The 26,531-nt window shown below is 69.6% G+C and carries 23 protein-coding genes; 13 read left to right on the top strand and 10 right to left on the bottom strand.

The annotated features are described in order from the left end of the window. The coding region (locus MQH10_RS16275) for an FAD/NAD(P)-binding protein (RefSeq protein WP_419720781.1) at nucleotides 1-672 on the top strand (672 nt) is incomplete at its 5' end. 146 nt (nucleotides 673-818) lie between these two features. On the opposite strand, the gene MQH10_RS16270 is transcribed toward MQH10_RS16275, so the two are convergent. Further along, nucleotides 819-2,114 carry an MFS transporter gene (locus MQH10_RS16270; protein ID WP_242565070.1) on the bottom strand — a complete coding sequence of 432 codons (1,296 nt, stop codon included), beginning with the start codon at nucleotides 2,112-2,114 and terminating at the stop codon, nucleotides 819-821. 85 nt (nucleotides 2,115-2,199) lie between these two features. Next, nucleotides 2,200-3,027, bottom strand: a complete 828-nt coding sequence (locus MQH10_RS16265; protein WP_242565069.1) for a 2-keto-4-pentenoate hydratase — start codon at nucleotides 3,025-3,027, stop codon at nucleotides 2,200-2,202. Nucleotides 3,028-3,184: 157 nt separating this feature from the next. Here MQH10_RS16265 and MQH10_RS16260 point away from each other — a divergent pair, with 157 nt between their 5' ends. After that, nucleotides 3,185-4,549, top strand: a complete 1,365-nt coding sequence (locus MQH10_RS16260; protein WP_242565068.1) for a pectate lyase family protein — start codon at nucleotides 3,185-3,187, stop codon at nucleotides 4,547-4,549. A 264-nt stretch (nucleotides 4,550-4,813) separates the two neighbouring features. Here the strand turns inward: MQH10_RS16260 and MQH10_RS16255 are convergent, their stop codons facing one another. Then, entirely contained in the window at nucleotides 4,814-6,217 is a 1,404-nt protein-coding gene (locus MQH10_RS16255) for a mannitol dehydrogenase family protein (RefSeq protein ID WP_242565067.1), read from the bottom strand. Next, nucleotides 6,214-7,692: a UxaA family hydrolase gene (locus tag MQH10_RS16250; RefSeq protein ID WP_242565066.1), complete on the bottom strand. Its 1,479-nt coding sequence runs from the start codon at nucleotides 7,690-7,692 to the stop codon at nucleotides 6,214-6,216. The genes MQH10_RS16255 and MQH10_RS16250 overlap by 4 nt, the downstream gene beginning before the upstream one ends. Before the next feature lie 105 nt (nucleotides 7,693-7,797). On the opposite strand from MQH10_RS16250, the gene MQH10_RS16245 reads away from it, so the two are divergent. The 11 genes from MQH10_RS16245 to MQH10_RS16195 all read left to right on the top strand — a co-directional run bounded on the left by MQH10_RS16245 (nucleotide 7,798) and on the right by MQH10_RS16195 (nucleotide 23,912). Then, nucleotides 7,798-8,871, top strand: a complete 1,074-nt coding sequence (locus MQH10_RS16245; RefSeq protein ID WP_242565065.1) for a LacI family DNA-binding transcriptional regulator — start codon at nucleotides 7,798-7,800, stop codon at nucleotides 8,869-8,871. A gap of 562 nt (nucleotides 8,872-9,433) precedes the next feature. Then, nucleotides 9,434-10,879, top strand: coding sequence for a glucuronate isomerase (gene uxaC / locus MQH10_RS16240; RefSeq protein WP_242565064.1), 1,446 nt, complete (start codon nucleotides 9,434-9,436; stop codon nucleotides 10,877-10,879). Between the two features lie 24 nt (nucleotides 10,880-10,903). Next, the gene (gene kduI / locus MQH10_RS16235) at nucleotides 10,904-11,749 is read left to right on the top strand and encodes a 5-dehydro-4-deoxy-D-glucuronate isomerase (RefSeq protein ID WP_242565063.1); all 846 of its coding nucleotides are present in this window, start codon (nucleotides 10,904-10,906) and stop codon (nucleotides 11,747-11,749) included. A 4-nt stretch (nucleotides 11,750-11,753) separates the two neighbouring features. Next, nucleotides 11,754-12,509 carry a 2-dehydro-3-deoxy-D-gluconate 5-dehydrogenase KduD gene (gene kduD, locus MQH10_RS16230; protein ID WP_242565062.1) on the top strand — a complete coding sequence of 252 codons (756 nt, stop codon included), beginning with the start codon at nucleotides 11,754-11,756 and terminating at the stop codon, nucleotides 12,507-12,509. A 57-nt stretch (nucleotides 12,510-12,566) separates the two neighbouring features. Next, the gene (locus MQH10_RS16225; RefSeq protein ID WP_242565061.1) at nucleotides 12,567-12,941 is read left to right on the top strand and encodes a hypothetical protein; all 375 of its coding nucleotides are present in this window, start codon (nucleotides 12,567-12,569) and stop codon (nucleotides 12,939-12,941) included. Further along, complete coding sequence (locus tag MQH10_RS16220; RefSeq protein WP_242565060.1) at nucleotides 12,875-14,413, top strand: tetratricopeptide repeat protein; 1,539 nt, start codon at nucleotides 12,875-12,877, stop codon at nucleotides 14,411-14,413. The genes MQH10_RS16225 and MQH10_RS16220 overlap by 67 nt, the downstream gene beginning before the upstream one ends. A 21-nt stretch (nucleotides 14,414-14,434) precedes the next feature. Beyond that, a complete protein-coding gene (gene ppc, locus MQH10_RS16215; RefSeq protein ID WP_242565059.1) occupies nucleotides 14,435-17,119 on the top strand; it encodes a phosphoenolpyruvate carboxylase in 2,685 nt (894 codons plus the stop codon). 85 nt (nucleotides 17,120-17,204) lie between these two features. Then, nucleotides 17,205-18,797, top strand: coding sequence for a L,D-transpeptidase family protein (locus MQH10_RS16210; RefSeq protein WP_242565058.1), 1,593 nt, complete (start codon nucleotides 17,205-17,207; stop codon nucleotides 18,795-18,797). A 222-nt stretch (nucleotides 18,798-19,019) separates the two neighbouring features. Next, nucleotides 19,020-21,866: a TonB-dependent receptor gene (locus tag MQH10_RS16205; protein WP_242565057.1), complete on the top strand. Its 2,847-nt coding sequence runs from the start codon at nucleotides 19,020-19,022 to the stop codon at nucleotides 21,864-21,866. 165 nt (nucleotides 21,867-22,031) lie between these two features. Further along, nucleotides 22,032-23,048: a sugar kinase gene (locus tag MQH10_RS16200; protein ID WP_242565056.1), complete on the top strand. Its 1,017-nt coding sequence runs from the start codon at nucleotides 22,032-22,034 to the stop codon at nucleotides 23,046-23,048. Nucleotides 23,049-23,096: 48 nt separating this feature from the next. Next, nucleotides 23,097-23,912, top strand: a complete 816-nt coding sequence (locus MQH10_RS16195; RefSeq protein WP_242565055.1) for a TrmH family RNA methyltransferase — start codon at nucleotides 23,097-23,099, stop codon at nucleotides 23,910-23,912. An 86-nt stretch (nucleotides 23,913-23,998) separates the two neighbouring features. On the opposite strand, the gene MQH10_RS16190 is transcribed toward MQH10_RS16195, so the two are convergent. From MQH10_RS16190 to MQH10_RS16165, 6 genes are all read right to left on the bottom strand, one after another. Continuing rightward, a complete protein-coding gene (locus MQH10_RS16190) occupies nucleotides 23,999-24,346 on the bottom strand; it encodes a helix-turn-helix domain-containing protein (RefSeq protein ID WP_242565054.1) in 348 nt (115 codons plus the stop codon). 204 nt (nucleotides 24,347-24,550) lie between these two features. Next, nucleotides 24,551-24,796, bottom strand: coding sequence for a hypothetical protein (locus MQH10_RS16185; RefSeq protein ID WP_242565053.1), 246 nt, complete (start codon nucleotides 24,794-24,796; stop codon nucleotides 24,551-24,553). Beyond that, complete coding sequence (locus MQH10_RS16180; RefSeq protein WP_242565052.1) at nucleotides 24,793-25,311, bottom strand: isochorismatase family protein; 519 nt, start codon at nucleotides 25,309-25,311, stop codon at nucleotides 24,793-24,795. The genes MQH10_RS16185 and MQH10_RS16180 overlap by 4 nt, the downstream gene beginning before the upstream one ends. Further along, the gene (locus MQH10_RS16175) at nucleotides 25,308-25,940 is read right to left on the bottom strand and encodes a GNAT family N-acetyltransferase (protein WP_242565051.1); all 633 of its coding nucleotides are present in this window, start codon (nucleotides 25,938-25,940) and stop codon (nucleotides 25,308-25,310) included. Before MQH10_RS16175 ends, MQH10_RS16180 begins: the two co-directional genes overlap by 4 nt. 1 nt (nucleotide 25,941) lies before the next feature. Next, the gene (locus MQH10_RS16170) at nucleotides 25,942-26,127 is read right to left on the bottom strand and encodes a hypothetical protein (RefSeq protein ID WP_242565050.1); all 186 of its coding nucleotides are present in this window, start codon (nucleotides 26,125-26,127) and stop codon (nucleotides 25,942-25,944) included. A 14-nt stretch (nucleotides 26,128-26,141) separates the two neighbouring features. Continuing rightward, entirely contained in the window at nucleotides 26,142-26,327 is a 186-nt protein-coding gene (locus MQH10_RS16165) for a hypothetical protein (RefSeq protein WP_242565049.1), read from the bottom strand. Between the last annotated feature and the right edge of the window lie 204 nt (nucleotides 26,328-26,531).

Here is a 26,531-nt window from a genome sequence, read left to right as displayed (position 1 = left end):
CCCCCGTGCCGGCGCGGCCGGCCGGCGCCGGCGCCCACCGGCTCACCCCTGGCGGTGCTGCGCCAGGTCCGGGCCCAGGCGGACGCCGAGGGCTGGCGCGAGGCGGTGGATGATCTGCGCCCGCATGTGCGCAGCCTGTGGGCCCGCTGGAGCGCCCGCGACCGCGCCGCCTTCCTGCGCCATGTCCGACCCTGGTGGGAGGTGCACCGCCATCGCCTGGCGCCCAGCGTGGCGCGCCAGCTGGCCGCCCTGATCCGCGGCCGCGACCTGACGGTGCGGGCCGGCGAGATCGTCAGCCTGACGCCGGAGGGCGATCGCATCGAGGTGGTCTGGCGTCCGCGCGGCGGTCTGGCCACGCGGCGGCTGAGCGTGGGGGCGGTGGTGAACTGCACCGGCTTCCTGGGCGACCTGGAGCGGACGGAGGACCCGCTGCTGAAGCGGCTCGTGACCCAGGGGCTGATCCGCGCCGACGCCCTGCGCCTGGGGCTGGAGGTCGATGTTGGATCCCGGCCGGTGGGGCGCGACGGGGCGACCCGGGCGGGATTCTATGCCGTGGGGCCGCTCACCCGGGGCGGGGTGTGGGAGAACACCGCCGTGCCCGATATCCGGATGCAGGCCGCCGAGGTCGCCGCCGAGATCGGCCGGGCGCTGGCGCGGGCCGTTGCGGCTTAGCGGACATATTCATCCCGCTCCTCCCGGCGAAGGCCGGGACCCAGATCGCAGGGCGAGGAGCTTGCAGGTTTGACCGAGGAGCGTCCTTTCCGGAGATGCCGAGCCTTAGGATCTGGGTCCCGGCATTCGCCGGGATGAGCGGTGTTTTAGCTCTCCTTGAACGCCGCCAGGGCCATGCGCGGTGTCAGGAGATGGACCACCAGCAGGGCCAGGAGATAGACGCCGGCGCAGGCCAGGAAGATGGGGCCATAGCCGCCGAGGTGCTGCAGCACCTGGCCCACGGACTTGGCCATGATCATGCCGCCGACCCCGCCCAGCATGCCGCCGATGCCGATCACCGAGCCCACCGCCGCGCGGGGGAAGACGTCGCCGGGCAGGGTGTAGAGATTGGCCGAGAAGGCCTGGTGGGCCGCGGCGACCAGGCCGACCAGGGCGGTGGCCAGCCACAGGTCATGCACCTGGTTCAGCACCAGATAGGGCAGGGCGGCCACGGCGCAGAGCAGCATGGTGGCCTTGCGGGCGAAGTTCAGGCTGCGGCCGGCGCGCATCAGGGCCGAGGACATCCAGCCGCCGAACACGCTGCCCAGGTCGGAGATGAAATAGACGATGGCCAGGACCAGACCGAAGGTCGCGATGTCGAGGCTGAAGGTCTTCTTGAAATAGTCCGGCAGCCAGAACAGCAACATCCACCAGACCGGATCGATCAGGAACTTGCCCAGCGCATAGGCCCAGGTCTCGCGCTTGGGCAGGACGCTCAGCCAGCCGATCTTGGCGGCCGGGTCGGCGGGGTCCTGCTGGATATAGGCGAGCTCACCGGGGGTGACCTTCTTGTGCTCGGCCGGTGAGCGGTAGATCGCGATCCAGGCGATGATCCAGAACAGGCCGATCACCCCGGTGATGATGAAGGCCGCGCGCCAGCCGAAGGCTACCATGATCATGGGGGCGATGATCGGAGTGATGATCGCGCCGATATTGGAGCCGGCGTTGAAGATGCCGGTGGCGAGCGCGCGCTCTTTCTTGGGGAACCACTCGGTGACCGCCTTGACGCCGGCCGGGAAGTTGCCGGCCTCGCCGACGCCCAGCGCCATGCGGACCAGGAAGAACTGCGACAGGTCGCGGGCCCCGGCATGGGCGATGTGGGCGATCTGCCAGATCACGAAGGCGACGCCGTAGCCGACCTTGGCGCCCACCTTGTCGACGAAGGCGCCGAAGACGAGATAGGCGACCGCATAGGCGGCCTGGAACCAGAAGACGATGTCGGCGTAGTCGGTCTCCTGCCAGCCCAGCTCCTTGGACATGAAGGGCTTGAGCACGCCCAGCATCTGGCGGTCGACATAGTTGATGACCACAGCGGTGAAGAGCAGGCCGCAGATCACCCAGCGATAGCGACCGACGCGGGTCTCTTCGAACGCCGGAGCGGCGGGCGCAGGTGTGGTGGTCATGGCCTTTGGCCCCCTTGCGGTTTCTTCCAGCGACATCTCGTTGTTTCCCGCCGCCGTCGCCGCGCGGCGGGATTTGGTCTCGTCTCTAGGCCGGCATGGCCGGAACCGCCGCGCAGCGGATCTCGCCCAGGCCGTCGAAGCGCACCGCGCCCGTCTGGCCGGCGAGGATGTCATGGATTCCCGCCGCCGCGCCCGTGCAGACATATTGCCCGGCCTTGAGCGGCTTGCCGCGGCGGGCGGTGTTCTCGGCCAGGAAGCGCAGGGACTCGATCGGGCCGCCCGGCAGGACGAAGGCGCCGCCCTGGCCCATGACCTTGCCCTCGATCACCGTCTCGCAGCGCAGGTCCTCGTTGGCGAGGCGGTCCCAGCCCTCGATCTCCGCGCCGACCATCAGGCCGTTGTTGTTGCCGAAGTCCGAGACCACGGCGAGCGGCCCGACCACATTGATGTCCGGGAAGGGGCTGGAGGCCGGCTCCATCCCCAGATGCAGGGCGCCGATCAGGCCGCGGGCCTCGTCGGCCGTCCAGCTCAGCTTGTCGGCCGGGGCGTCGACGCCGATCCGGACCACATATTCCGCCTCGACCGCGGCGAAGCCGCCGACGAAGACCGGGAAGGGGGTGAGGTCGCCCGGCTTCACGAACCACAGGGCGCGCTTGAACACCGGGCCGCACAGGCGGCCGGCGCCCAGGGGGCCTTCATGCTCGGGCGGCACGCGGCCAACCTTCCAGCCGATGACCTCGTCGGGCCAGAGCGCGATGGCGGCGTCCTGCACCCGATAGGCGGTCGCCAGGTCCGGCGGCAGGTCGCCCGGGAATTCGGGCAGGTGGGTCGCGTCAAGGCGCGCACGGACGAACCGCGCGGCGAGCGCGTTCGCTGGAAACTCTTCGGCCAGATCCGCAGCCGGAACCCTCACGCGCAACAACCTCCCAAAAATCACGCTCTGGCGAGCGCTGTGTTGTGTCTAAAGGAAACCGGTGTCATTTTCAAATCAAGTCCCAATCGCCACCGTGTTTGCCCAGACCGGGCCGGCGGGCGCATAGGGACGCTGCAGGGAGTTGAAGGGCAGGCTCATGTCTAAGTCGGGTTTGATGGCCGCTGCGGCGGCGATGGTTCTGGTCGCCGGCGCGGGCGGCGCATGGGCCGCGGGCAAGGCCCCTGTTTCGGCCGCGGCGCCGGCGCCCCTGGCCTTTCCGGGGGCTCAGGGCTGGGCGGCGACGACGCCGGGCGGCCGGGGCGGGCGGATCATCAAGGTGACGACGCTGGCCTCCGAGGGCCCGGGATCCTTCCGTGAGGCGGTCGAGGCCAAGGGCCCGCGGATCATCGTCTTCGAGGTGGGGGGCGTGATCGATCTCGACCGCAAGACGATCAACATCGCCGAGCCCTTCGTCACCATCGCCGGCCAGACCGCGCCCTCGCCGGGAATCACCCTGATCCGCGGCGGCATCGACATTCCGGGCCACGACGTGGTGATCCAGCATATCCGGGTCCGGCCGGGCGACGCCGGCCAGCCCAAGAAGAGCGGCTGGGAAGAGGACAGCCTCTCGACCCAGGGCGCGGCCTATAACGTCATCGTCGATCACTGCACCCTGACCTGGGGCACAGACGAGAACATGTCGGTGTCAGGCCCGCGCTTCACCGGCAAGACGCCGGACGAGTGGCGCGCCGGCACCTCGCACCGCATCACCTATTCGAACAATATCGTGGCCGAGGGGCTGAGCTATGCGACCCACGCCAAGATCGAGCATTCCAAGGGCTCGCTGATCCACGACAACGTCACCGACCTGCTGATCGTCGGCAATCTCTACGCCCACAACTATGAGCGCAGCGCCCTGTTCAAGGGCGGCGACCGGGCGGTCATGGCCAACAACCTGATCTTCGATCCGGGCCAGCGGGCGGTGCACTACAACCTGCAAGCCGAGGAATGGGGCGATCACCCCTATCAGACGGGCCAGCTGTCGGTGGTCGGCAATGTGCTGCGGGCCGGGATCTCGACGCCGGACCAGCTCGCCTTCTTTGAGCTCGGCGGCTATGGCGACGTGGAATATTACGGCCGCGACAACATCGCCGTGGACCGCATCGGCCGCCCCCTGCCGCAGATCGGCCGCTACACGACCTCGGCCGCCAGGATCATCGAGCCCAAGACCGCGCCGATCTGGCCGCAGGGCTTCACCCCCATGCCGGCGGTCGATGTCCAGAAGTGGGTGCTGCACAACGCCGGCGCCCGGCCGTGGGATCGCGACTATGACGATGTCCGGCTGCTGGCCGATGTCGCCGAGGGCCGCGGGACCATCATCAACTCCCAGGACGACCTCCACGGCTATCCGCACCAGAAGGAGACTTTCCGGGCGTTTAATCCGGACGACTGGAACCTGTTCGACATGACGCCCAAGCGGCCCGAGCTGCTGGACAACGGGGCGCATTCGAAGGGGACGTGAGGGGCGAACTCCCTCCCCTTTGTGGGGCGGGCTATCGCCTATGAACAACGCCCAAGGTCGGCTCCGCTCAGTTGCTCCCCCGCTGGGGGAGCTGCCACCCGAATGGGTGGCTGAGGGGGACTTTGATGGTCTTCCTTGAGCGGTTGAAGCTCGGCTGAGAGAGTCAAAGTCCCCCTCAGGCGCTTCGCGCCAGCTCCCCCAGCGGGGGAGCAACTTGGCGAATCTCATATGCGATGGCCCTCCCCATGAAGGGGAGGGAGGGGGTCAGGCGAACTGGCTGTACGCCGCCTCGACCGCCGCGCGCCAGGTGGCGTTGGCCGCGAGCTCGGCCGGGAACACCTGCTCCAGGGCCAGGAACGCCTCGACGCCCCTGAGGTCCTTCAGCGTCGCGGCGAGGGGGTCTACGATCTCGACGCCTTCGGCGGCGCGGCGTTCGAGGAAGCGCATCCAGGCGGCGACCGGCGCAGCCAGGCGCTGGACGGATCGGCCGGCGGAGAGCGCCTCGGCGGTGGTCTCCAGGATGCGGAAGGGCAGCTTCTGCGAGCCGTCCCAGGCGATCTGGCTGAGCTTGTGGGCGATGGCCGGATTGCGGAAGCGGGTCAGGATCGCGGCGATATAGGCGCTCGTATCCAGGCCCGGCGCGGGAGGGAGCAGGGGGGCGATGTCCTCGGCCATCATCCGCTCGACGAAGTCCGACAGCTCGGGATCGGCCATGGCCTGGGCGACCGTCTCATGGCCCTTCAGCAGGCCGACATAGGCCAGCGTCGAATGGGCGCCGTTGAGCAGGCGCAGCTTGGCGCGCTCGAAGGCCGCGACATCCGAGGTCAGGATCGCGCCGGCGGCGGCGAAGTCCAGGGCGAGGCCGCCGAGCTTGTCCTCGATCACCCACTGGACGAAGCCTTCCCGCTGCACCGGCCAGGCGTCGGTGAGCCCGACGGCCGCCTCGACCTGGGCGCGCAGGGCGTCGTCGGTGGCGGGCGTGATGGAATCCACCATGGTCGAGGCGAAGACCGCGTGATGCTCGATCCAGGCGGCGAACTCCGGGGCGTCCTGGGCCCGGGCGAGTTGCACCACGGCGCGGGCGAGCCGGCCGCCATTGTCTGAGAGATTGTCGCACGGGATGGAGACGAAGGCCGGGACGCCCGCCGACCAGCGGCGCCGCAATCCTTCGACCAGCCAGCCGGGGAAACTCTTCGGGACCGCCGGGCGGCTGAGGTCGTGGACGATGTCGGGATGGGCGAGGTCGAGGTCGCCGGCCGGGGTCAGGCAATAGCCCTTTTCGGTGACGGTCGAGGTGACGACGCGGACATCGGGGGAGGCGAGATGAGCGAACACCGCCTCCGGCGTGCGCGGCGCGGTCAGCACTTCGATCAGTGAGCCGATGATCCGATAGGTGGGATCGGCCTCGCGTTCGGCCAGGACATAGAGCCCGTCCTGCGGCCCCAGGGCCTCAGCGAGATCGGGGCTGCGCAGGGAGACGGCGGCGACGCCCCAGGCGGGCGAATGGGCCAGCATGCGGTCGAAATAGAAGGCCTGGTGGGCGCGGTGGAAGGCGCCGGGGCCGAAGTGGACGACGCCGACGCGGACCGCGGCGCGGTCATAGGCCGGGCGCAGGACGGCGGGGGCCGCCTGGGCCAGGGTCCGGTCGGACAGACGGGGATGGCTCATAGGGTCACGCCTCGCTTCCAGATGGCGATCTCGCGCTCGCCGTTCTCCTCGGCCCGGGTCGGGCGGCCGGAGGCGGTGGCGATGACCGTGCGCATCAGGGCCTCGGCGGCAAGATCCATGGATTGTCCCGTGGCGATGGTTCCGGCGTCGAAGTCTATCCAGCGGGGCTTGCGCTGGGCGAGGCTGGAATTGGTGGCGATCTTGAGGGTGGGGGCGGGGAAGCCGAGCGGGGTGCCGCGGCCGGTGGTGAACAGGATCACCGTCGCCCCGGCCGCCGTGAGCGCCGTGGAGGACACCGCGTCATTGCCGGGCGCCTCCAGCAGGACGACGCCCGGCCGGTGGGCGCGCTCGCCATAGCGCAGCACCTCGGTCACCGGGCCGCGGCCGGCCTTCTGCACCGCGCCCAGGGACTTCTCCTCCAGGGTGGTGACGCCGCCGGCGATATTGCCGGGGGAGGGGTTCTCGCTGATCGGTTCGCCGTGGCTGAGGAAATAGCCCTTGAAGCCGTCGACCACATTCACGACGCCGTCGAACACCGCGCGGTCGGCGGCGCGGGCCATCAGCAGGCGCTCGGCCCCGAAGATCTCGGGGATCTCGGTCAGGATCGCGGTTCCTCCGGCGCCGGTGACGGTGTCGGCGATGCGGCCGACCAGGGGGTTGGCGGTCAGGCCGGAGAAGCCGTCGGAGCCGCCGCACTTCAGGCCGATGACCAGGTCGGAAACGGGGCAGGGCTCACGGCGGTCACGCTCGGCGATCTCGACCAGGGCCTCGACGGCGGCCAGGCCCTCCTCGATCTCGTCCTCGGACAGCTGGGCGGAGAAGGCGCGCAGGCGCTCGGGCGGCACGCCCTCCAGGCTTTCCAGCAGGGGGCCGAGCTGGTTGCTCTCGCAGCCCAGGCCGACGATCAGCACCCCGCCGGCGTTGGGATGGCCGGCGAGGCGGGCCAGCATGCCGCGGGTGGCCGACAGGTCGTCGCCCAGCTGGGAGCAGCCGAAGGGGTGAGTGAGCGCGATCACGCCATCGACCCGGCCGGCGAAGCGCTGGTTCGCCTCGGCGGCGATGCGCTGGGCGGTGCGGGCGACGCAGCCCACAGTGCAGAGGATCCAGATCTCGTTGCGGGTGCCCACCCGGCCGTCGGCGCGGCGATAGCCGTCGAAGGTCGCGTCCGATCCGGCCAGGGGCTCCGGCGCGGCGGGGGCATAGGCGTAGTCCTCCAGGCCGGAGAGGGCCGTCGCCAGATTGTGGCTGTGGACGTGGTCGCCGGGTGCGATGTCGGCGGTCGCCCGCCCGATCGGCCAGCCGTATTTCAGCACCGGCTCGCCCCGCGCTACCGCGCGCACCGCCAGCTTGTGGCCCGCGGGCACCTCCTGGCGCACTGCGACGCCGCCCGCCGAATCGCCCGGGGCCAGGGCGACGAGGGCGGTCGCGACATCATCGCGCGGGTCGATGTGTAAAATCAGGGCGTCTGAGCTCATGGCGTGGTTATGATACCGGTGTCATGCGGTCCGCAAGGGTCAGCTTGGCGCAAGGGCGCCGTGCAGGCTATGTACGGCCCCTCAAAATATAAGGACGGTCGGCCAGTGGCGTCGCACGAACAAGGTCCGGAGAGGAAGCGCAGGGCGCGCGCCCAAGAGGGCGACAGCCGGCGCAAGCACACGATCAATGACGTCGCCCGCATGGCCGGCGTCTCGAAGAAGACCGTCAGCCGGGTCATCAACGCCTCGCCCTTCGTCAAGGAAGAGACCCGCAAGGCCGTCCTCGAGATCATCCGCGAGACCGGCTACACGCCCGACCCCCAGGCCCGCGGCCTGGCTTTCCGGCGCTCGTTCCTGGTCGGGCTGATCTATGACAATCCCAATCCCCAGCACACGGTCAGCCACCAGCTGGGCATTCTCGACGCCCTGAAGGGCACGGGCTTCGAACTCTTGGTGCGGCCGGTGGACCGGACCAGCCCCAAGCTGCTCGAGGACATGCGCGGCTTCGTGGAGCGCCAGAAGCTCTATGGCGTGGTGCTGCCGTCGCCGGTCTCGGAGAACGAGGACCTGGTCGCCCTGATGAAGGAGCTGGGCTGCCGCTATGTGCGGATCGCCTCGGTGCCGATGGACGACGCGGCCTGCATGGTGGTCAGCCATGACGGCAAGGGCGCGGCCGACGCCGCCCGCCACCTGGCCGATCTGGGCCATACCCGCATCGCCCTGATTTCCGGCCCGCCCACCTTCCGCTCCTCGGTCGAGCGGCGTCGCGGGTTCGAGGCGGGCTTGGCCGAGCGCGGCCTGGCGCTCGATCCCGCCCTGGTGAAGCAGGGGGCCTATACCTACGAATCCGGGATCACTGCGGCAGGCGAGCTGTTCGCGCTTGAGAACCGCCCCACGGCGATCTTCTGCCTGAACGACGAGATGGCCAGCGGCGCCTATCTGGCCGCCCGCGAGCATGGGCTGAGCATCCCGAAGGACGTCTCCATCGTCGGCTTCGACGATGCGCCGATCGCCGCCCGGCTGTGGCCGGCCCTGACCTCGGTGCGGCTGCCCCTGCGCGACATGGGCCGCATGGCCGGCGAGATGCTGGTCCCCGACCCCCTACGCGAGGTCCAGGCCGACGCCCACGAGGTGCAGCCGGAGCTGATCGTGCGGGAGTCGACGGCGAAGGCGGGGTAGGTGACGGTTGGAGCCGGTCACGCTATAGTTGTGCGTCCTGGTACACGGTGAGCCTGCGGAGGCTAGGCTTGAGACATCTCCAGCGCGTCCTTAGGCTGTCGCTGCTTTTCGCAGCCGGCTTGTTGTTGTCTGGCCTGGCTTGGCGGATGGACCCATTCTGGACCAATTTGGCCCTAGCCTGGGTTGCGGTCGGACTACTCGGTGGTTGGTGCAATGAACGCCGTCTCAAGCGGCGGGCAAACGCCGCGAGTTTGCCCCCGAACTGATCGGCGGGAATCGACGGCGAAGGCGGGGTAGGCGCCACGCCCACGCCCGTCATCCCAGGGCTTGTCCCTGGGCCCCCTGTCGACGCGCCCCTGCGCGGCAGGGTGATGCGGCGCCCTCGCGGGCACCTACCGGCCTCAGCAAAGCCGACGGAGGGGTCCCAGGGACACGCCCTGGGATGACGGGGGAGGGGTGGCCGGGTAGGTTGCTCCCAAACGCCGTTGCTCCCGGTCATGACACCGGTTACCATTGTCCCAAGTCGAGCTCTCGTCTCGCGCCCGGAAACGCCCTCGAAGCCATGCCCAGACCGCTGACCCTCCACGACGACCGCCTGTTTCCCGCCGAGCCCTCGGTCCGCGCCATTGCGCGTGCGCTGTATGGGCAGGTGAAGGCCCTGCCGATCATCAGCCCGCACGGCCATACCGATCCGGAGTGGTTCGCGACCAATGATGCGTTCGGCAATGCGACCGAGCTGCTGCTCGCGCCCGACCACTACCTCTATCGGATGCTCTATTCGCAAGGGATCGGGCTCGAGGCGCTGGGCGTGCCGTCCAAGGCCGGGCCGTCGAAGGCCGATCCGCGCGAGGCCTGGCGGCTGTTCGCCGGCCATCAGCACCTGTTTCGCGGCACGCCGTCGGCCATGTGGCTGGGCCACGTGTTCGCCGAGGTGTTCGGGTTCGAGGTGGCGCTGGAGGCCTCGACGGCGGATCTCTATTTCGACGCCATCAATGACAAGCTGGCGACCGAGGCCTTCCGGCCGCGGGCCCTGTTCGGACGCTTCAACATCGAGGCCCTGGCCACCACCGAGAGCCCCTCGGACGATCTCGTCCATCACCGGGCCATCGCGGCCAGCGGCTGGGGCGGGCAGGTGATCACCGCCTATCGGCCCGACCCGGTCATCGATGTCGAGCACGAGCAGTTCCCCGACGCCATGGCGCGGTTCGCCGAGCTGTCGGGCCAGGACGTCTATGACTGGAAGGGCTATCTGGCCGCCCATCGGGTGCGCCGCGCCGCCTTCGCGGCGCTGGGGGCGACCTCCACCGACCACGGCCACCCGACGGCGGCCACCGCCGACCTGTCGTCGGTCGACGCCGAGGCCCTGTTCAAGGTGATCCTGAGCGGGACGGCGACGGCGGCCCAGGCCGAGCTGTTCCGGGCCCAGATGCTGACCGAGATGGCGCGGATGAGCCTGGACGACGGGCTGGTGATGCAGATCCACCCGGGTTCGTTCCGCAACCACAACGCCCGCCTGTTCGCCAGCCATGGCCGCGACAAGGGCGCGGACATCCCGACCGGGACCGAATATGTGCGGGCGCTGAAGCCGCTGCTGGACCGGTTCGGCAATGAGCCGGGCCTGTCGCTGATCATCTTCACCCTGGACGAGACCAGCTATTCCCGCGAGCTCGCGCCCCTGGCCGGGCACTATCCGATCCTGAAGCTGGGCCCGGCCTGGTGGTTCCACGACAGCCCCGAGGGCATGCGCCGGTTCCGCGAGCAGACCACCGAGACGGCGGGCTTCTACAACACGGTCGGATTCAACGACGACACCCGCGCCTTCCTGTCGATCCCGGCCCGCCATGACGTGGCCCGCCGGGTCGATTGCGCCTTCCTGGCCCGGCTGGTGGCCGAGCACCGCCTGGGCGAGGACGAGGCCGCCGAGCTGGCCGTCGACCTCACCTATGGCATCCCCAAGCGCGCCTACAAGCTGGACCGCGCCCGCCCGAACCTGGCGCTGAGCGCCTGAAGACCTCCGACCAAGGGACCGATCATGTTCAAGAAAACCTATCACGCCACCCACCCGGACATGATGTGGGGCGCCGACAATGACGACCTGCGCGACCGCTATCTGGTCCCGGACCTGTTCGTCGCCGGCGAGGTGGCCCTGAACTACAGCCACAATGAGCGCTTCATCATCGGCGGCGCCCAGCCGGCCGGCGCGCCCCTGCCGCTGCCGGTCCAGACCGAGCCGGAAAGCGCCAAGGGCCGTCCGCTCTTGGAGCGCCGCGAACTGGGCGTGGTGAACGTCGGCGGGCCGGGCAAGATCACCGTCGACGGCCAGGCCTTCGACATGGCGCCGCGCGACGGCCTCTATGTGCCGATGGGCTCCAAGGACGTGGTGTTCGAGAGCGCCGACGCCGCCAACCCGGCCAAGTTCTACCTGGCCTCGACGCCCGCCCATAAGGTCTGCCCGATCAAGAAGATCGCCATCAGCGAGGCCAATCCGCTGGAGCGCGGCGAGGCGGCGACCTCCAACGAGCGGACCATCTATCAGTACATCATCCCGGGCGTGTGCGAGTCGGCCCAGCTGCTGCTCGGCGTGACCTTCCTGAAGCCCGGCAGCGTGTGGAACACCATGCCGCCGCACCTGCACGACCGGCGCTCGGAGATCTATTTCTACTTCGATCTGGCCGGCGACAATAAGGTCTTCCACTTCATGGGCGAGCCGGACGCCATGCGGCATATCGTGATGTCGAACAATGAGGCGGTGATCTCGCCGCCCTGGTCGATCCACATGGGCGCGGGCACCTCGAACTACGGCTTCATCTGGGCCATGGGCGGGGAGAACCTCGACTACACCGACATGGCCGTCCTCGACATCTGCCAGCTGAAGTAGGCCGATGAAACTGTTCGATCTTTCAGGCAAGACCGCCATCGTCACCGGGGCCAATACGGGCCTGGGGCAGGGCATAGCCGAGGCCCTGGCCGCGGCGGGCGCGGACATCGCCGCGGTGGGGCGCACCCCGCCGGCCGACACCCAGAAGGCGGTCGAGGCCCTGGGGCGGCGGTTCCTGTCGATCTCGGCGGACCTGTCGTCGATGGAGCCGATCGGTCGGGTGGTCGCCGAGACGCTGGCCGCGTTCGGCGGGATCGACATCCTGGTCAACAACGCCGGGATCATCCGCCGCAATGACGCGTTGGACTTCACCGAGGACGACTGGGACGCGGTGATGGACGTCAATCTGAAGACGACCTTCTTCCTGACCCAGGCCGTCGGCCGTCAGATGGTCGCCCAGGGGCGTGGCGGAAAGATCATCAATGTCGCCTCGATGCTGTCCTATCAGGGCGGCATCCGGGTGGCGTCCTATACGGCGAGCAAGAGCGGGCTTGCCGGGGTCACCAAGCTGCTGGCCAATGAGTGGGCGGCGAAGGGGATCAATGTGAACGCGATCGCGCCGGGCTATTTCGAGACCAACAACACCGAGGCCCTGCGGGCCGACGAGGGGCGTAGCCGGGACATCCTGGCGCGCATTCCCGCCGGGCGCTGGGGCTCGCCGACCGATCTCGGCGGGGCGGCGGTGTTCCTGGCCTCGGCGGCGTCGGACTATGTCCACGGGACCCTTTTACCGGTTGACGGTGGCTGGCTCGCCCGCTGAGGCTTGGCGGCTTCGGGATGCGATGCTGGCCGCCTGGACCAGCCGGACCGAGCGGGGATGACCATGGCGGAAAACGGGGAGGCTGAGAGGCCCGAAGAGGGCGAGCCCGCGGTCGACACCGCTGCGACCGCCATCGCGGCGGGATTGGACGCGGCGCGGGCCGATCCATCGCTCAGCCAACCGGTCGCGGATTTCTTCCGCGCTCAGCGGGAATTGATCGAAGCCCAGAAGCATCATCTCCACTCGCAGCTCCAGCAGCTGAGACTGCGCACGATCGGCGAGGCCGCCCGCCTGGCGCTGCAGGGGATCAGCCTGGCCGCCGTTCTTGCGGTTGTGGTGATGGTCGGATTGGCGGTGCGCGACGCATGGGCGACTACGGTCTGGTGGTCGAGAGCTTCTCCGCGCCGCCAGGGTTCGCCGAATCCGGGGTGACCGGCCCATCCTTGGCCGAACAGATGCGTGCCCGCATCGGGGCGATCCGCCAGACGGCGAACGCGCATTCCGTCACCGTCTCCGACGATGTGAGGTCTGGCGAAGGCGAGGCCCTGAAGGTCGAGGTGCCCGAGACGGGCGTCTCCCTGGACGAGATCGACCGCTATCTGCACCGCCACCTCGGCCACGCGCGCCGGCTCGAGGGCGAGGTCACCGAGGAAGAGGGGGGGCGAATCCGGATCGAGACCCATTTGAGCGGTTCACCGCCGATCTCGGTCGAAGGCGATCGGAAGGACCTCGACGCGCTCCTTCAGCGGGCGGCGGAACAGACCTTCGCCCATTTCGACCCGGTGAACTGGGTGATCTATCTTCGCGCCGAGGACCGCAACGACGAGGCCCTGGCGGCCGCCGACGTCAATGTCGCCCAGGCCATGGACCCCATCAACCTCGCCTCGGCGCTGTCCTTGTCAGCCAATTCCGACGGCGATCGTCGCCGCGCCCTAGCGAAGGCGCGCGAGGTGACGCGCATCGCACCTCAACTCTGGTCGGGCTGGCACGAGTTCGCCAGCGCAAGTCAGCAACTGGGCCATGACGCCGATGCGGTGGCCTATGGGCGCCACGTGCTGCGCGTGAAGGTCGGCGACCAGCTTCGCTACCACAGGCAATCCATCCCCTACATCCAAAGGATGGCGCGCATTCGGATCGACAAGCTGACAGGGGACTATCCGGGTTTGCTGCGCGACATCGATCTTCAGGTCCCGAACAATCCCGATCCCTATTCCGCGACGACGCTCGATCGGATCGAAGCCCTTGCGGGCGAGCATGACTGCGCGGGGCTCGACCGGGCGGCCGCCCTGGGCCAGATCGGTGATCAGCTGAGCGCCGAGGAGTTGGCGACGAGCCGCTGGCGGGGGGCGGTCTGCCGGGAAGATAGGGCCGCAGCGGCGCAAGCCGCCCGCGAGGCGATCACGGCGGTGGAACTTCGCATGGCTCAGACCCCGCCGAGCTGGAGGGGCGTGGCCGAGGTGAAGCTCGGCTCCTACTACCGGCCCCAACTGGCGTTGGCCGAGGCGCGGGCCGGGAACCTCGCCGCCGCTCAGGCCTTGATCGCGACGACACCCCTCGACTGCTATCTCTGCGTCCGGGTGCGGGGTCAGATCGCCGCCCTGACCCAAAATTGGCCGGAGGCGGAGCGGTGGTTCGACCTGGCGATCCGCCAGGCGCCGGACCTGCCCTTCGCCTATGAGGAGCGTGGACGCATGCTCGCCGCGCGGGGCGACTTGACGGGCGCGATCGTCGCCTACCGCGCCGCGCACAAGGCCGCGCCCAACTGGGCCGACCCGCTTGAAGGCTGGGGCGAGGCCCTGGCCCGCCAGGGTCATCGGCAGGCGGCGCGGGGCAAGTACGATCAGGCCCTTTCGCTCGCGCCGGCCTGGGCGCGGCTGCGCGCCCTGCGGGACGCGGCGGCTTAGGAATTCGCAGGGAGGCGAGCCTTGAACACCGACGCCACGCGGGAGCGCTCCAGCCAGGTTCGCAAGAACCTGCGGCTGCTCGAAGGCCTGCTGGCCGAGGTCATCGACTATCTCGACGGCGAAGAGGCCGCCGGCCTGCTGGAGGCGGCGCGTCGCGCCGGGGACGGGGAGACCCTGTCGAAGCTGTTCGGCGCGCTGACGCCGGACCAGGCGGTGTTCCTGGCCCGCGGTTTCGCCTGCCAGGCCCAGATCGCCAATATCGCCGAGGACGTGGCGGGCCTGCGCGCGCCCGTGGAGATCGGCGCCGCGGCCGACGAGGCGCGGATCGCGACGCTCGCCGCCGCCGTCGACGCCCTGACCTATAAGGGGCTGGACCGCGGCGAGATCGACCATCTGCTCAAGGACCTGCGGGTCTCGCCGGTGCTCACGGCCCACCCGACCGAGGTGCGCCGCCGCAGCGTGGTGGAGCGGGAGTTCGAGATCGCCCGGCTACTCGGCTTCCGTCGCCACGCCCTGCCGGCCGATGTGGACGCCCGCCTGAGGGAGGACCTGTTCCGCGAGCTGGCCCTGCTCTGGCGCACCCGCCTGACCCGGCCCGAACGGATCGCGGTGTCCGACGAGATCCGCAATACGCTCGCCATCGTCTCGCGGGCCATGCTGCCGGCGCTCGCCGAGCTCTATGAGACCTGGGAGCGGCAGTTCCCGGGGGCGGCGGATTTCGGGCAGGTGCTGCAGCTGGGCTCGTGGCTGGGCGGGGATCGGGACGGCCATCCGGGGGTCAATGCGGCGACCCTGAAGGAGGCCCTGACCCTTCAGTCGCGGCTGATCTTCGGCTTCTATCTGGGCGAGGTCCGGCGGCTGCGCGAGGACCTGTCCATCGCCTCGGAGCTGGCCGAGGTCTCGCCCGAGCTGCAGGCCCTGAGCGACGCGTCCGGGGACGACAGTCCGCACCGGATGGACGAGCCCTATCGCCGCGCCCTGGTCGGCATGGAGCAGCGGCTGTCGGCGACCATGGACAAGCTGGGCGCCACCAACCGCGGCGTGGTCGCCGAGCCCTATCCGGGGCCGGACGCCTTCGTGGCCGACCTGGAGGTGATCGCCGCCTCGCTGGAGGCCCATGGCGGGCGGCGGCTGGTGGGCTCGCGGCTGAGTTCGCTGACCGCGGTGGCGCGGGGCTGCGGATTTCACCTCTTGTCCATCGACCTGCGCCAGAACGCCGACGTGCATGAGCGGGTGCTGGCCGAGCTCTATGGCCGCGCGGCGCCGGGGCCGGACTATCGCGACCTCGACGAGGACACCAAGATCGAGGTGCTGCTGGGGGAGCTGGCCAATGACCGGCCGCTGCGCTCGCCCTTCGTCGAATATTCGGCGGAGACCCAGAAGGAGCTGGCGATCTTTGACGCCGCCGCCGAGGCCCTGAAGGTCTACGGACCGCGGGCTCTGGCCTCCTACATCATCTCGAAGTCGGACTCGGTGTCCGACATCCTGGAGCCCTATGTGCTGTTCAAGCAGGCGGGCATCGCGTTCGGGGGCATGAAGCCGACCTCGAACCTGGCGGTGACGCCGCTGTTCGAGACCATCGGCGACCTGGAGCGCGCGCCGGCGGTGATCACCGCCTGGCTGGCCATGCCCCAGGCGCGGTCCCTGCTGGGGGAGCCCGCCCGGCAGGAGGTCATGCTGGGGTATTCCGACTCCAACAAGGACGGCGGCTATTTCACCTCGCGCCGGGCGGTGACCGACGCGGCCCAGATCCTGGCCCAGGTCTGCGAGGCGGCGGGCGTCGAGCTGCGCCTTTTCCACGGCCGGGGCGGCAGCGTCGGGCGCGGCGGCGGTCCCACCGGTCAGGCGGTGCTGGCCCAGCCGCGGGGCACGGTGCGGTCCAGGCTGAGGCTGACCGAACAGGGCGAGATGATCACGCGGCGCTATGGCGACGAGCCCACGGCGCGGCGCAATCTGGAGGGGCTGGTGGCCGCCGCCCTGCTGGCCAGCGGCAAGGACCGCGGCGCCGCCGAAGCCGACGACAGCCGCTTCGGGGCCGAGATGGACCGGCTGGGGGCAGGGGCCTTCGCCGCCTATCGGGCGCTGGTCTATGACGACGACGCCTTCGAGGCCTTCTTCTGGACCGCCACGCCGATCGCCGAGATCGCCGACCTGAAGATCGGCTCGCGGCCGCCCTCGCGGGGATCGAGCCGGCGGATCGCCGACCTGCGCGCCATTCCGTGGGTGTTCTCCTGGTCCCAGGCCCGGTTCATGCTGCCGGCCTGGTACGGCTTCGCCTCCGGGGTGCGGGCCGCGGGGCTGTCGGCCCAGACCCTGCGCGAGATGGCGCAAGGCTCGGACTTCTTCGCCACGGTGCTGTCCAACATGGAGCTGGCTCTGGCCCAGAGCGACATGGGCCTGGCCGCGCAATACGCCGCCCTGTTCCCCGAGGCCGAGGCGCGCGGGCGGATCTTCGACGCGATCCGCCGCGAATGGGACCTGGCCTGCGAACTGGTCATGGCGGCGCGCAATTCCACCGCCCTGCTGGAGACTCAGCCGGAGGTGGCCGACGCCGTGGACCTGGGCCGCGGACGGGTGGATCCGCTGAACCGGCTGCAGATCGAACTCCTGTCCCGCCGCCGCCGCGGAGACGACGACCCGCGGGTGAGACTGGGCCTGCACCTCACGGTCAGCGGGATCGCCGCGGCGCTTCGCTCGACCGGCTGAACCCACAACAGGCGCCCCTGTCACGCGAGTGGGCTAGCCGCCGTCTTAACCATCCTCCAAGGTGGTCTCTCAGAGTGGGGGACGCATGGCTTCGGGGGGCAGGGACAAGCGGCGCGGACAGGCGGCCCCGCCGTCTGGGCGCAAGGGCCGCGCGACCCGTCGGCAGTTCAACGGCTGGGCCCTGGGCCTCGCCGTCGCGACCCCTGTGGCCATGGCGGCCCAGGGCCCGCTGCGCCCGCCGCCGCCAGTCGATCCCTTCGTCCTGAAGCAGGCGGCGACCGACGCCCGGGTGCGGCGGTTCTATTCCCGCCGCGGCTGGAGCGCCGCCTGGACCGAGGACCAGGCCTTCGCCCTCAACATGGCCCTGGACGGGGCGATGCGGCACGGCCTGGACGCCGAGGCCTTCCGCGCGCCCAAGGGCGGCTATGGCGACCCCGCCAGCCGCGAGGCGGCCCTGACCCTGACGGCGCTCGCCTATGGCGAGGCCCTGTCGCGGGGCATTGTCGATCCGGCCAGCCTGCACGGCATCTACACCCTGGAGCGCAACACCATCGACGTGGTGGGCGGCCTCGACCGGGCCCTGAGCCGCGGCGAGGTGGCGAGCTGGCTGGAGGCGCTGGCCCCGCGTGATCCGGAATATATGGCCCTGTCCGCCGCCTATGTCCGGGCGCGCGACGAGGCCGCTCTGCCGCTGCGGCCGCCCGTGGGGCCAGGCCCCGAGATCGGGCTGGGGGCCTATGACGCCCGCGTGCCCCGCATCGCCCAGAAGCTGATCGACCGCGGGTTCCTGCAAGGTCCGGCCGGCCAGGAGGTCACCATGACCCCGGCCATCGTGGACGGGCTGAAGCGGGTGCAGACGGCCAGCGGCCTGCCCGCGACCGGCGTGCTGGACGCCCTGACGGTCAATGCGCTCAACATCGATCCCGGCGATCGCGCCCGCAAGCTGGTGCTCAATCTCGAGCGTCGGCGTTGGTTGAAGCGGGAGGTCCCGGACACCCGGATCGACGTCAACACCTGCGCGGCGGTGTTCTCCTATTACGACCAGGGCGCGGTGGACTGGGCCGGACGGGCGGTCTGCGGCAGTCCGGGCCGGCCCACGCCGAACCTTGGCGGGGCGTTCGGAGACATGGTGGTCAATCCGCCGTGGAACGTGCCGCCCTCGATCGCGGCGCGCGAGATCCTGCCGCGCGGCCTGGCCTATCTGCGCCGGGCCAACATGTTCCTGTCCGGCGGTCGGGTGGTGCAACGGCCCGGGCCGCGGTCCGCCCTCGGCCAGGTCAAGTTCAACATGCAGAACCCCTACGCCATCTATCTGCACGACACGCCGGAGAAGTCGTTGTTCGCGACCTTCCAGCGGCACAAGAGCCATGGCTGCGTGCGGGTCGAGAACGCCGTCGACTTCGCCCGACACCTGTCGCAGCGCTCCGGCGTGCAGCCCGAGTTCGAGGCCGACCTGGCGTCGGGCGCCACCCGGCGGGTGGCCCTGGCGGCGCCGATCCCGGTGCGGCTGCTCTATCACAGCGTGACCATCGACGAGGCCGGGCAGCCCGTGTTCCTCGACGACGCCTATGGCTGGGACGCCAAGCTGTCCCTGGCCCTGGGGCTCGGACAGCTCAGCCGGCCGGTCCGGATGGACGCCGCAACCCCCGAGGAGGGGACGACCCCTCTGGGGCCGTAAATTCGCAACAGTTGACATCAAACCGAGCGATCGGCGCCCAGAGTTGCGGCGACCGATCTTGCGATCGTGTCGGAACCGTGTCACTTAGTTGTTGATACCGGTGTCAACGATCTCCGTTGAGCAATGACACCGGTGTCATAGGGGAAACGCGAGTGCGCGCCGAAACGGTCGCGTACAGTCTGACGGCTTCACTCCGCAGGCGGGCTCGCAAGGGAGGGACAGATGGTCCGTATTCGGTCTACGAAAACTCGCGCGCTGTTCGCCGGCGCGTCTCTGGCGGTCCTCGGTCTCGCCGTCGCCGCCCCCGCCTTCGCGGAGGACAAGGCTCCGGCTGAAGTCGAGGAGATCGTCGTCACCGGCTTCCGTGGCAGCCTGCAGCAGGCCCTGGTGCTGAAGCGCGACTCCGCCGTCGCCGCCGACACCATCCTGGCCGAGGACATCGGCAAGTTCCCCGACCTGAACCTGTCGGAATCCATCCAGCGCATCTCCGGCGTGGCCATCGCCCGTGACGGCGGGGAGGGGCGTCAGATCTCGGTGCGCGGCCTGGGTCCGCAGTTCACCCGCGTGCGCATCAACGGCATGGAAGCCCTGACCACCACGGGGGGCACCGACTCGTCGGGCGGCACCAACCGGGGCCGCAGCTTCGACTTCAACATCTTCGCCTCGGACCTGTTCAACTCGATCACCGTGCAGAAGACCGCCTCGGCCGAGACCGAGGAGGGCTCGCTGGGCGCGACTGTCGACCTGAGGACGGCCCGCCCGCTGGACTACGGCAAGTTCACCTTCGTCGCCTCGGCCCAGGGCAGCCACAACGACCTGTCGGGCGAGACCAAGCCCCGCGCGGCGGCGATGATCGCCAACACCTGGGACGACGGCAAGTTCGGCGCCCTGCTGTCGGTGGCCTACACCAAGCGCAGCCTGCTGGACGTCGGCACCTCGACCGTGCGCTGGGCGCCGGGCACCTCGTTCTCGCCGGGCTTCGACGCCCTGCCGAACGGCGCCGGCCTGCCCGCGACGGTCAATCCGGCGGCGGCGGCCAATAACGCCGCCCTGCACCCGCGCTTCCCGCGCTTCGACAAGTACACCGAGGAGCAGGAGCGCCTGGGCGCCACCCTGGACCTGCAGTGGAAGCCGACCGACCAGACCGAGGTCAGCTTCGACGTCCTCTATGCCGACCTGAAGGGCACCCGCGAGGAGCAGTATCTCGAGGCGCCGTCCTTCTCGGTCGGGGGCGCCTGCACCGCCGCGAACGTCAACGCCGGCTGCGGCATCGCCGACACCAATGTGCTGAGCTCGACCATCAATTCGCAGAACGTGATGGTCGCCGGCACGTTCAACGACGTGGACCTGCGGGTCGAGGACCGCTTCGACCAGCTGGAGACCAAGTTCACCCAGTACTCGCTGAACTTCACTCACGAATTCAGCGACAAGCTGCGGGTTCACGCCATCGCCGGCCATTCGAAGTCGGAACACGACAACCCGATCCAGACGACCCTGACCTTCGACCAGTACAATGTCGACGGCTACAGCTACGACTACACCAAGGGCCGGGTGCCGCTGATCACCTATGGCACCGCCAAGCTGACCGACCCCTCGGCCTGGGTCCTGACCCAGGTCCGCCTGCGGCCGCAGACCGCCGACAACACCTATGACACGGTGCAGGGCGACATTGAGTACAACCTGACGGACGCCATCACCCTGAAGGGCGGTCTGAACTGGAAGAAGTACGACTTCGTCACCACCGAGATGCGGCGGTCGAACGGGACCACCACCAACCAGGAAACCGTGATCCCGGCGGCGGTGGCGGCCATTCCGATCTCCAGCTACTCGCAGATCCTGCAGTTCAACTCCGACGGCCTCAGCATGCCCTCGGGCAACGCCAGCGCGTGGCTGGTGCCGAGCCTGGCGACGGCCACGAGCCTGCTGTCGCTCTATGACCAGACCGCCTATGGCGGCGCCTGGAAGCTCGGCAAGGAGCCGGCGCTCGGCAACAACCGCGGCGTGGGCGAAGAGGACAAGGGCTGGTACGTCGAAGGCGACTTCAAGACCGAGGTGCTCGGCATGCCGCTGCGCGGCAATGTCGGCGTCCGCTATGTGAAGACCCAGCAGACCTCCAACGGCTACACCTTCCTGTCCGGCTCGCCGGTGGCGGTGAGCGTCGAGCGCACCTATGACGACACCCTGCCGTCGTTGAACCTGGTGCTGGAGCCCAAGGACAACTTCCTGGTCCGCTTCGCGGCGGCCAAGACTATGTCCCGTCCCGACCTGGGCAGCCTGACGCCCGGCGCGACGGTCAGCGTCTCCGGCGCGACCCGTTCGGTGACGGCCGGCAACCCCAACCTGGATCCGTTCCGGGCCAAGGCCTACGACCTGTCCTTCGAGTGGTACTACCAGCCGGAAGCCCTGCTCAGCGTCGCCTTCTTCAAGAAGGACGTGGAGAGCTTCGTCCAGACGCTCTCGACCAACACCACCTTCACCGGCAACCCGTTCGGCATTCCCGACAGCGTCGCGGTGGCGGCCTGCGGATCGACCTCGGGCTGCAGCCCGTCGGCGAACTGGACCTTCTCGACCCCGGTCAACACGCCCGGCGGCAAGCTGACCGGCTACGAGATCAGCTTCCAGCAGCCCTTCAAGTTCCTGCCGGGCCTGCTGGCCAACACCGGGGTGCTGCTGAACTACACCCACGTCGACTCGTCGATCCAGTACCTCAACTCGGCCGGGGCGGTGGTCGCGACCAATGACCTGACCGGCCTGTCGCGGAAGTCCTACAATGCGACGCTCTATTATGAGGACACCAAGTTCAGCGCCCGCGTCTCGGCCGCCTATCGCGCCGGCTACCTGACCAAGGTGCCCGGCCAGGAGACCGGCACGGCCTATGACGGCACGAACGAGACGCTGAACGTCGACGCCTCGCTCTCCTACACCCTGAACGACCACCTGAAGTTCACGGCCGAGGGCGTCAACCTGACCGACGAGTTCCAGGACCAGTACAACGGCGCCCAGAACCTGGTGTCGTTCTATCACCACACCGGCCGCGAGTTCATCTTCGGGGTCCGCTACACCTACTGATCTTCCCCCTGGGGGCCCGGCGGCGTCGGACCTCCAGACCAAGCGTGGGGCGGCGGAGCTTCATCGCCGTCCCGGAGAGCACTGACCGACGCGCCGGTTCGTCCGGCGCGTCGATTTCTTTGAGGCTACGGGCTAGTCTCGCCCGGACATTTCGACGGAGGTCCCGTGACCGCGCGCATCATCTGCTTCGGGGAAGTCCTGATCCGCCTGTCGGCGCCCGACACCCAGATGCTGCTGCAGAGCCACAAGCTCGACGTCTGCTTCGGCGGGGCGGAGGCCAATGTCGCCGTCTCCCTGGCCCGCTTCGGCCATGCGGCGGGGATGGCGGGGATCCTGCCCGACAACGCGCTCGGCCGGGCCGGGCGCGACGAGCTTCGCAAACATGGGGTGGATGTCAGCCGCCTGGCCTTCATGGCCGGCCGGATGGGGCTCTATTTCCTGACCCCTGGCGCGGGGCAGCGGCCCTCCCAGGTGCTGTATGACCGCGCCGATTCCGCCTTCGCCCGCGCCGCCGGGGCCATCGACTGGGACCACGCCCTGACCGGCGCCGAGTGGCTGCATGTTTCCGGCGTCACCCCGGCCATCGGCCCCGCGACCGCCGAGGCGGCCCTGACCGCCGTGCGCGCCGCCAGCCGGATGGGGGTCAAGGTCTCCATGGACGGCAACTACCGCGCCAGCCTGTGGGCCGCCTGGAACGGCGACGCCCCGGCCATATTGGGCGAGATGCTGTCCCATGCCGAGCTCTTGTTCGGCGACCACCGCGACATCGGCCTGATCCTGGGCCGGCCCTATGAGGCCGGGGCCAACGCCGAGACCCTGCGCCGCCAGGCGGCCGACCAGGCCTTCCAGGCCTTTCCCAAGCTGCGCCGCCTGGCCTGCACCGACCGGGTGCAGCACAACGTCAATCACCACGACCTGACCGGCTTCCTGCTCGACCGGACCAACACCTGGCGCTCGGCGCCCCGCAGCCTGAACCCGATCGTTGACCGCATCGGCGGTGGCGACGCCTTCGCGGCCGGGGTGCTGCACGGGCTGTTGAGCGGCCTGGACGAGACCACGACCCTCGACTTCGCTGTCGCCGCGGCCGCCCTGAAGCACGCGACGCCGGGTGACTTCAACCTGGCGACCGTCGCCGAGGTCGAGGACCTGCGCACGGCCGAGAGCCTGGACGTCCGGCGCTGACGCGGGCCGCCGCAAGGGTGTAGAAGCGCCTCCCGCCCGGAGACCGCCTTGGCCGCCCTGATCCCCATCGACCATCCCCTTGATCCGCGCATCGCGGCCTACGCCCAGGTGCGCGAGCGCGACCTGGTGGGGCGCGACGGGCTGTTCGTGGCCGAGGGCCAGGTGGTGGTGCGGATGCTGGCGCAAAGCCCGCTATGCCGGCCGGTGTCGCTGCTGCTGGCGGAGAAGCGCGTCGCCGCCCTGCAGGACATTTTGGGGAGGCTGCCCACGGAGACCGAGGTGTTCGTGGCGCCCCAGGCCGTGATGGACGAGATCGTCGGCTTCCCGATCCATAGGGGCATACTGGGCCTGGGCCGGCGGATCGCGACGCCCGCGCCGGCGGACCTGCTGGGCGGCCTGGGCGACGGCGCCCTGGTGCTGGTGCTGTGCGGGATCGGCAACCACGACAATATGGGCGGGCTGTTCCGCAACGCCGCGGCCTTCGGCGCGGACGCGGTGATCCTCGACGCCGACTGCTGCGACCCGCTCTATCGCAAGGCGATCCGGGTGTCGGTGGGCGCGGCCCTGGTCACGCCCTTCGCCCAGCTGGAGCCGGGGGAGGATCTGCTGGGGCTGTTGCGGGCCTGCGGGTTCGAGGCCCTGTCGCTCAGTCCCTCAGGCGCGACCGCGCTCAGCGCCGTCCGCCGGCCCAGGCGCACCGCCGTACTGATGGGCGCTGAGGGTCCGGGCCTGTCGGCGGAGGTGCTCGCCGGCACCCGCACGGTGACCATACCCATGGCGACCGGGTTCGATTCACTGAACGTGGCGACGACCGCGGGGATCGTGCTGCACCATCTCGGCTTTGTCGCCGAGCGGGAGATCTAGTCCGGTCCGGTCGGCCCAAGGGACCGCTCGGCCCGGAAACCTCGGCGCCCCCTGATCCTTGGGGGAGGTGAGGGGCGCCGGAAGGCTTAGCGGGACCGACGAACCGGCGCGTCGCCGGCGTCTTCGATCAGAGAGCGCGTGAGGTTCAGGATTGCGGTGCGCAGGGCCGGCTGCTGGACGCCCGCGAAGGCTTCCAGGAGTTGCACGGCGCCGGGCACGGCCAGCTTTTCGAACAGGGAGGAGTCGCCCTGTTGCGGCTCGGCGGTTTCGCCGACCAGTTCGCCGACCGTGGTTTCCAGACGCTGGGCGATGCGCACCAGCATGGAGGCCGACACGCGGTTGGCGCCGCGCTCATATTTCTGAACCTGCTGGAAACTCACGCCCAGATGCTCGGCCAGGGCGGATTGGGAGATGCCCAGCCACTTGCGACGCACGCGAATACGATGTCCCACCGCGACATCGATGGGGTCTGGCCCCATGTCTTCTAAGCTTTCGGCCACCGAAATGTCCTTGTCCAACGCGCCCAAGTGCGCGCTGCGGCGGCTTGTGACACACGGCCAGATGGAATCGCTAGTGCTTTGTTAGAAAAGAGACATCACGACGCGGCCCAGCGTTAATTTGTACCCATACCGGTGATATCAGGCGTCCATTTCTCGCCGATCAAGGATACCCTGGATCTGATCGAGGACCGCCAGGGCGGTCTCCTCGCCGTCGGTTTCCGAGATTTCGGCTGCGCGGCGGACAATGGCGGCCAGCGCGAACAGGTCCCGCTGACTCAGATGCGCGACCATGCGCAGGAGATCGGCGGTCTGGGCGTCTAGGGGCGGCGTCGCGATCGCCTGGCGGCGTTGGCGGGGGACGAAGGCGATGATCTTGCTGGTCATGGCAGGTTCGCGGCGGCGAACCGCTCGGCCTCTTCTTGAAACAGGTCTTTGAGGGTGACGGCCCGGCCGTGGGGCGCGAGGGCCAGGAAGGTGGCGGACAGGGCGTGGGGATCGACCCCGGTCCCGACGCCGACGGCGTCGAGGATCACCTGGGTCTCGAGGTCGCGGTCGGCGGCGGCGAAGGCGGTGGCCAGCACGGTGTCCAGCATGGCGAAGCCGATCAGGGCCAGGGGGCCGCCGGAGGCGTGGGCCGCCTGGGCGAAGGCGGAATTCGAGAAGGCCGAGGGGCCGCGGCGCAGGAACACGGGCTCGCTGGGGCGCGGCTCCAGGCCGGGCAGGGGACGCAGGTCGGCGCCGGGCGGGCGGGCGTGGACATGCAGGACGGGCCAGCCCCGTCGCCGCGCGTCGTCCAGCGCCCGACGGCAGGCCGCCAGCACCGGGTCGGCGCTCGGGCCCCCGTGGCGGTAGCGTTGAAGATCAAGGCAGACCAAGGCCGCCCTCGGGTCATAGGTCACCGGGACATCGCTCCTAGATTAGTGGCGGGCCGTGCCCGGGACTGGTCGAGGACGCCCGGCTGGTCCCAGGCGCCCTCGGGGCGCAGGACGATCATCGGATCAGTGTCCAGGGTGATGGCGTCGGGCGGCGGCGTCGCCTCGACGATCATCTCCACATAGTCGTGGTCGGAGAACACGAACCCGTCGCGCTGTTCGCGCACATGGGCGTTGAAGTACTGCTCCCAGAACGGGATCAGGCGGACCTGGCCGTAGCCCAGCAGCTTGCGGTAGTTCTTCTTTTCGGCCAGCCGCTTGGCGGCCAGGATCAGCATCAGGGTGGCGCGTCCGCGGCGATAGTCGCGACGCACGGCGACGCGCTCGGCCTTGGCGAAATCGGCGAACCAGCGGATCCGCAGGGTCCCGATCGGCTCGCCGTTGCGGCGCAGCAGCAGGTGGGTGGTCCCTGCGAAGTCGTTGCCGTCGAACTCCTCCTCATAGGGGCAGTCCTGTTCGCCCATATAGACCAGGGTGCGCACGGCGATGGCCTGGAGGATCTCGGGCAGGGTGCGGCACACGATCACCTCGAGATCGGCCTCGTCGACCTCGCCCGGCGCGCGGGCGTCCAGGGGCATGCGGACGGTGGCGTTCATCTCAGGCGACCCGCCGGCTGGGGTGATAGGGGGCGGCCATGACCAGGCCGCCGTCGCCCGGAACCCGGCGAGCCCCCAGCCTGTCCAGGAGGATGTGCTCGCCCTCGGAGGTCGCCGCGCGGGCGTAGCAGGGCAGGGTGGGATGGACCTCGTGGGCCAGGGCCTGGGCGGCGGCCACCGCCTGCATGCGCCCGCGCCAGCTCAGGCCGGCGGCGCCCCAGATATAGAGGGCGACCGCAAGGTCCAGGGGCGCGCCACCTGGGCGTCGGGCGGATCCAGCGCATCGAACCGTCCGCGGGCCAGGTCCGGCAAGGCCGCGGCGGTGAGCGGAATGGCGGAGATCGCCGCGGTGAAGCCCTCTCCGCGCGGGCCACGAAACAGGCGCATCCGGTGCGGGCCTGGACGCGCCGCAGGGTGTCGGCCGTGGCGATGTCCGGCCCGACCAGTCGCGCCGCGGCGGCGCGGCCGGCCTCGATCTCCGCGGGGTTGGCCAGCGAGAAACCGAGGCGTTTCAGAACGGCCATGGTCCGGTCAACATGATGGGTCAGGATAGGCACGGGCGGCCTCGATGGGTGCGAACAGGCCACTTGG

Source organism: Phenylobacterium aquaticum, from assembly GCF_022695515.1.
In the GTDB taxonomy this organism is placed as follows: domain Bacteria; phylum Pseudomonadota; class Alphaproteobacteria; order Caulobacterales; family Caulobacteraceae; genus Phenylobacterium; species Phenylobacterium aquaticum.
Note: the sequence above shows the minus strand (reverse complement) of the source record. Positions and strands in the feature narration are given on the sequence as shown.

What these genes read in the sequence shown, in the direction of transcription:
- MQH10_RS16175 (WP_242565051.1), bottom strand. Translation starts at nt 25,940, where the DNA reads ATGAACGCCACCGTCCGCATGCCCCTGGACGCCCGCGCGCCGGGCGAG.
- kduI (WP_242565063.1), top strand. Translation starts at nt 10,904, where the DNA reads ATGTTCAAGAAAACCTATCACGCCACCCACCCGGACATGATGTGGGGC.
- MQH10_RS16250 (WP_242565066.1), bottom strand. Translation starts at nt 7,692, where the DNA reads ATGAGCTCAGACGCCCTGATTTTACACATCGACCCGCGCGATGATGTC.
- MQH10_RS16170 (WP_242565050.1), bottom strand. Translation starts at nt 26,127, where the DNA reads ATGCAGGCGGTGGCCGCCGCCCAGGCCCTGGCCCACGAGGTCCATCCC.
- uxaC (WP_242565064.1), top strand. Translation starts at nt 9,434, where the DNA reads ATGCCCAGACCGCTGACCCTCCACGACGACCGCCTGTTTCCCGCCGAG.
- MQH10_RS16185 (WP_242565053.1), bottom strand. Translation starts at nt 24,796, where the DNA reads ATGACCAGCAAGATCATCGCCTTCGTCCCCCGCCAACGCCGCCAGGCG.
- MQH10_RS16260 (WP_242565068.1), top strand. Translation starts at nt 3,185, where the DNA reads ATGTCTAAGTCGGGTTTGATGGCCGCTGCGGCGGCGATGGTTCTGGTC.
- MQH10_RS16205 (WP_242565057.1), top strand. Translation starts at nt 19,020, where the DNA reads ATGGTCCGTATTCGGTCTACGAAAACTCGCGCGCTGTTCGCCGGCGCG.
- MQH10_RS16270 (WP_242565070.1), bottom strand. Translation starts at nt 2,114, where the DNA reads ATGACCACCACACCTGCGCCCGCCGCTCCGGCGTTCGAAGAGACCCGC.
- MQH10_RS16210 (WP_242565058.1), top strand. Translation starts at nt 17,205, where the DNA reads ATGGCTTCGGGGGGCAGGGACAAGCGGCGCGGACAGGCGGCCCCGCCG.
- MQH10_RS16220 (WP_242565060.1), top strand. Translation starts at nt 12,875, where the DNA reads ATGGGCGACTACGGTCTGGTGGTCGAGAGCTTCTCCGCGCCGCCAGGG.
- MQH10_RS16255 (WP_242565067.1), bottom strand. Translation starts at nt 6,217, where the DNA reads ATGAGCCATCCCCGTCTGTCCGACCGGACCCTGGCCCAGGCGGCCCCC.
- MQH10_RS16225 (WP_242565061.1), top strand. Translation starts at nt 12,567, where the DNA reads ATGACCATGGCGGAAAACGGGGAGGCTGAGAGGCCCGAAGAGGGCGAG.
- MQH10_RS16165 (WP_242565049.1), bottom strand. Translation starts at nt 26,327, where the DNA reads ATGCGCCTGTTTCGTGGCCCGCGCGGAGAGGGCTTCACCGCGGCGATC.
- kduD (WP_242565062.1), top strand. Translation starts at nt 11,754, where the DNA reads ATGAAACTGTTCGATCTTTCAGGCAAGACCGCCATCGTCACCGGGGCC.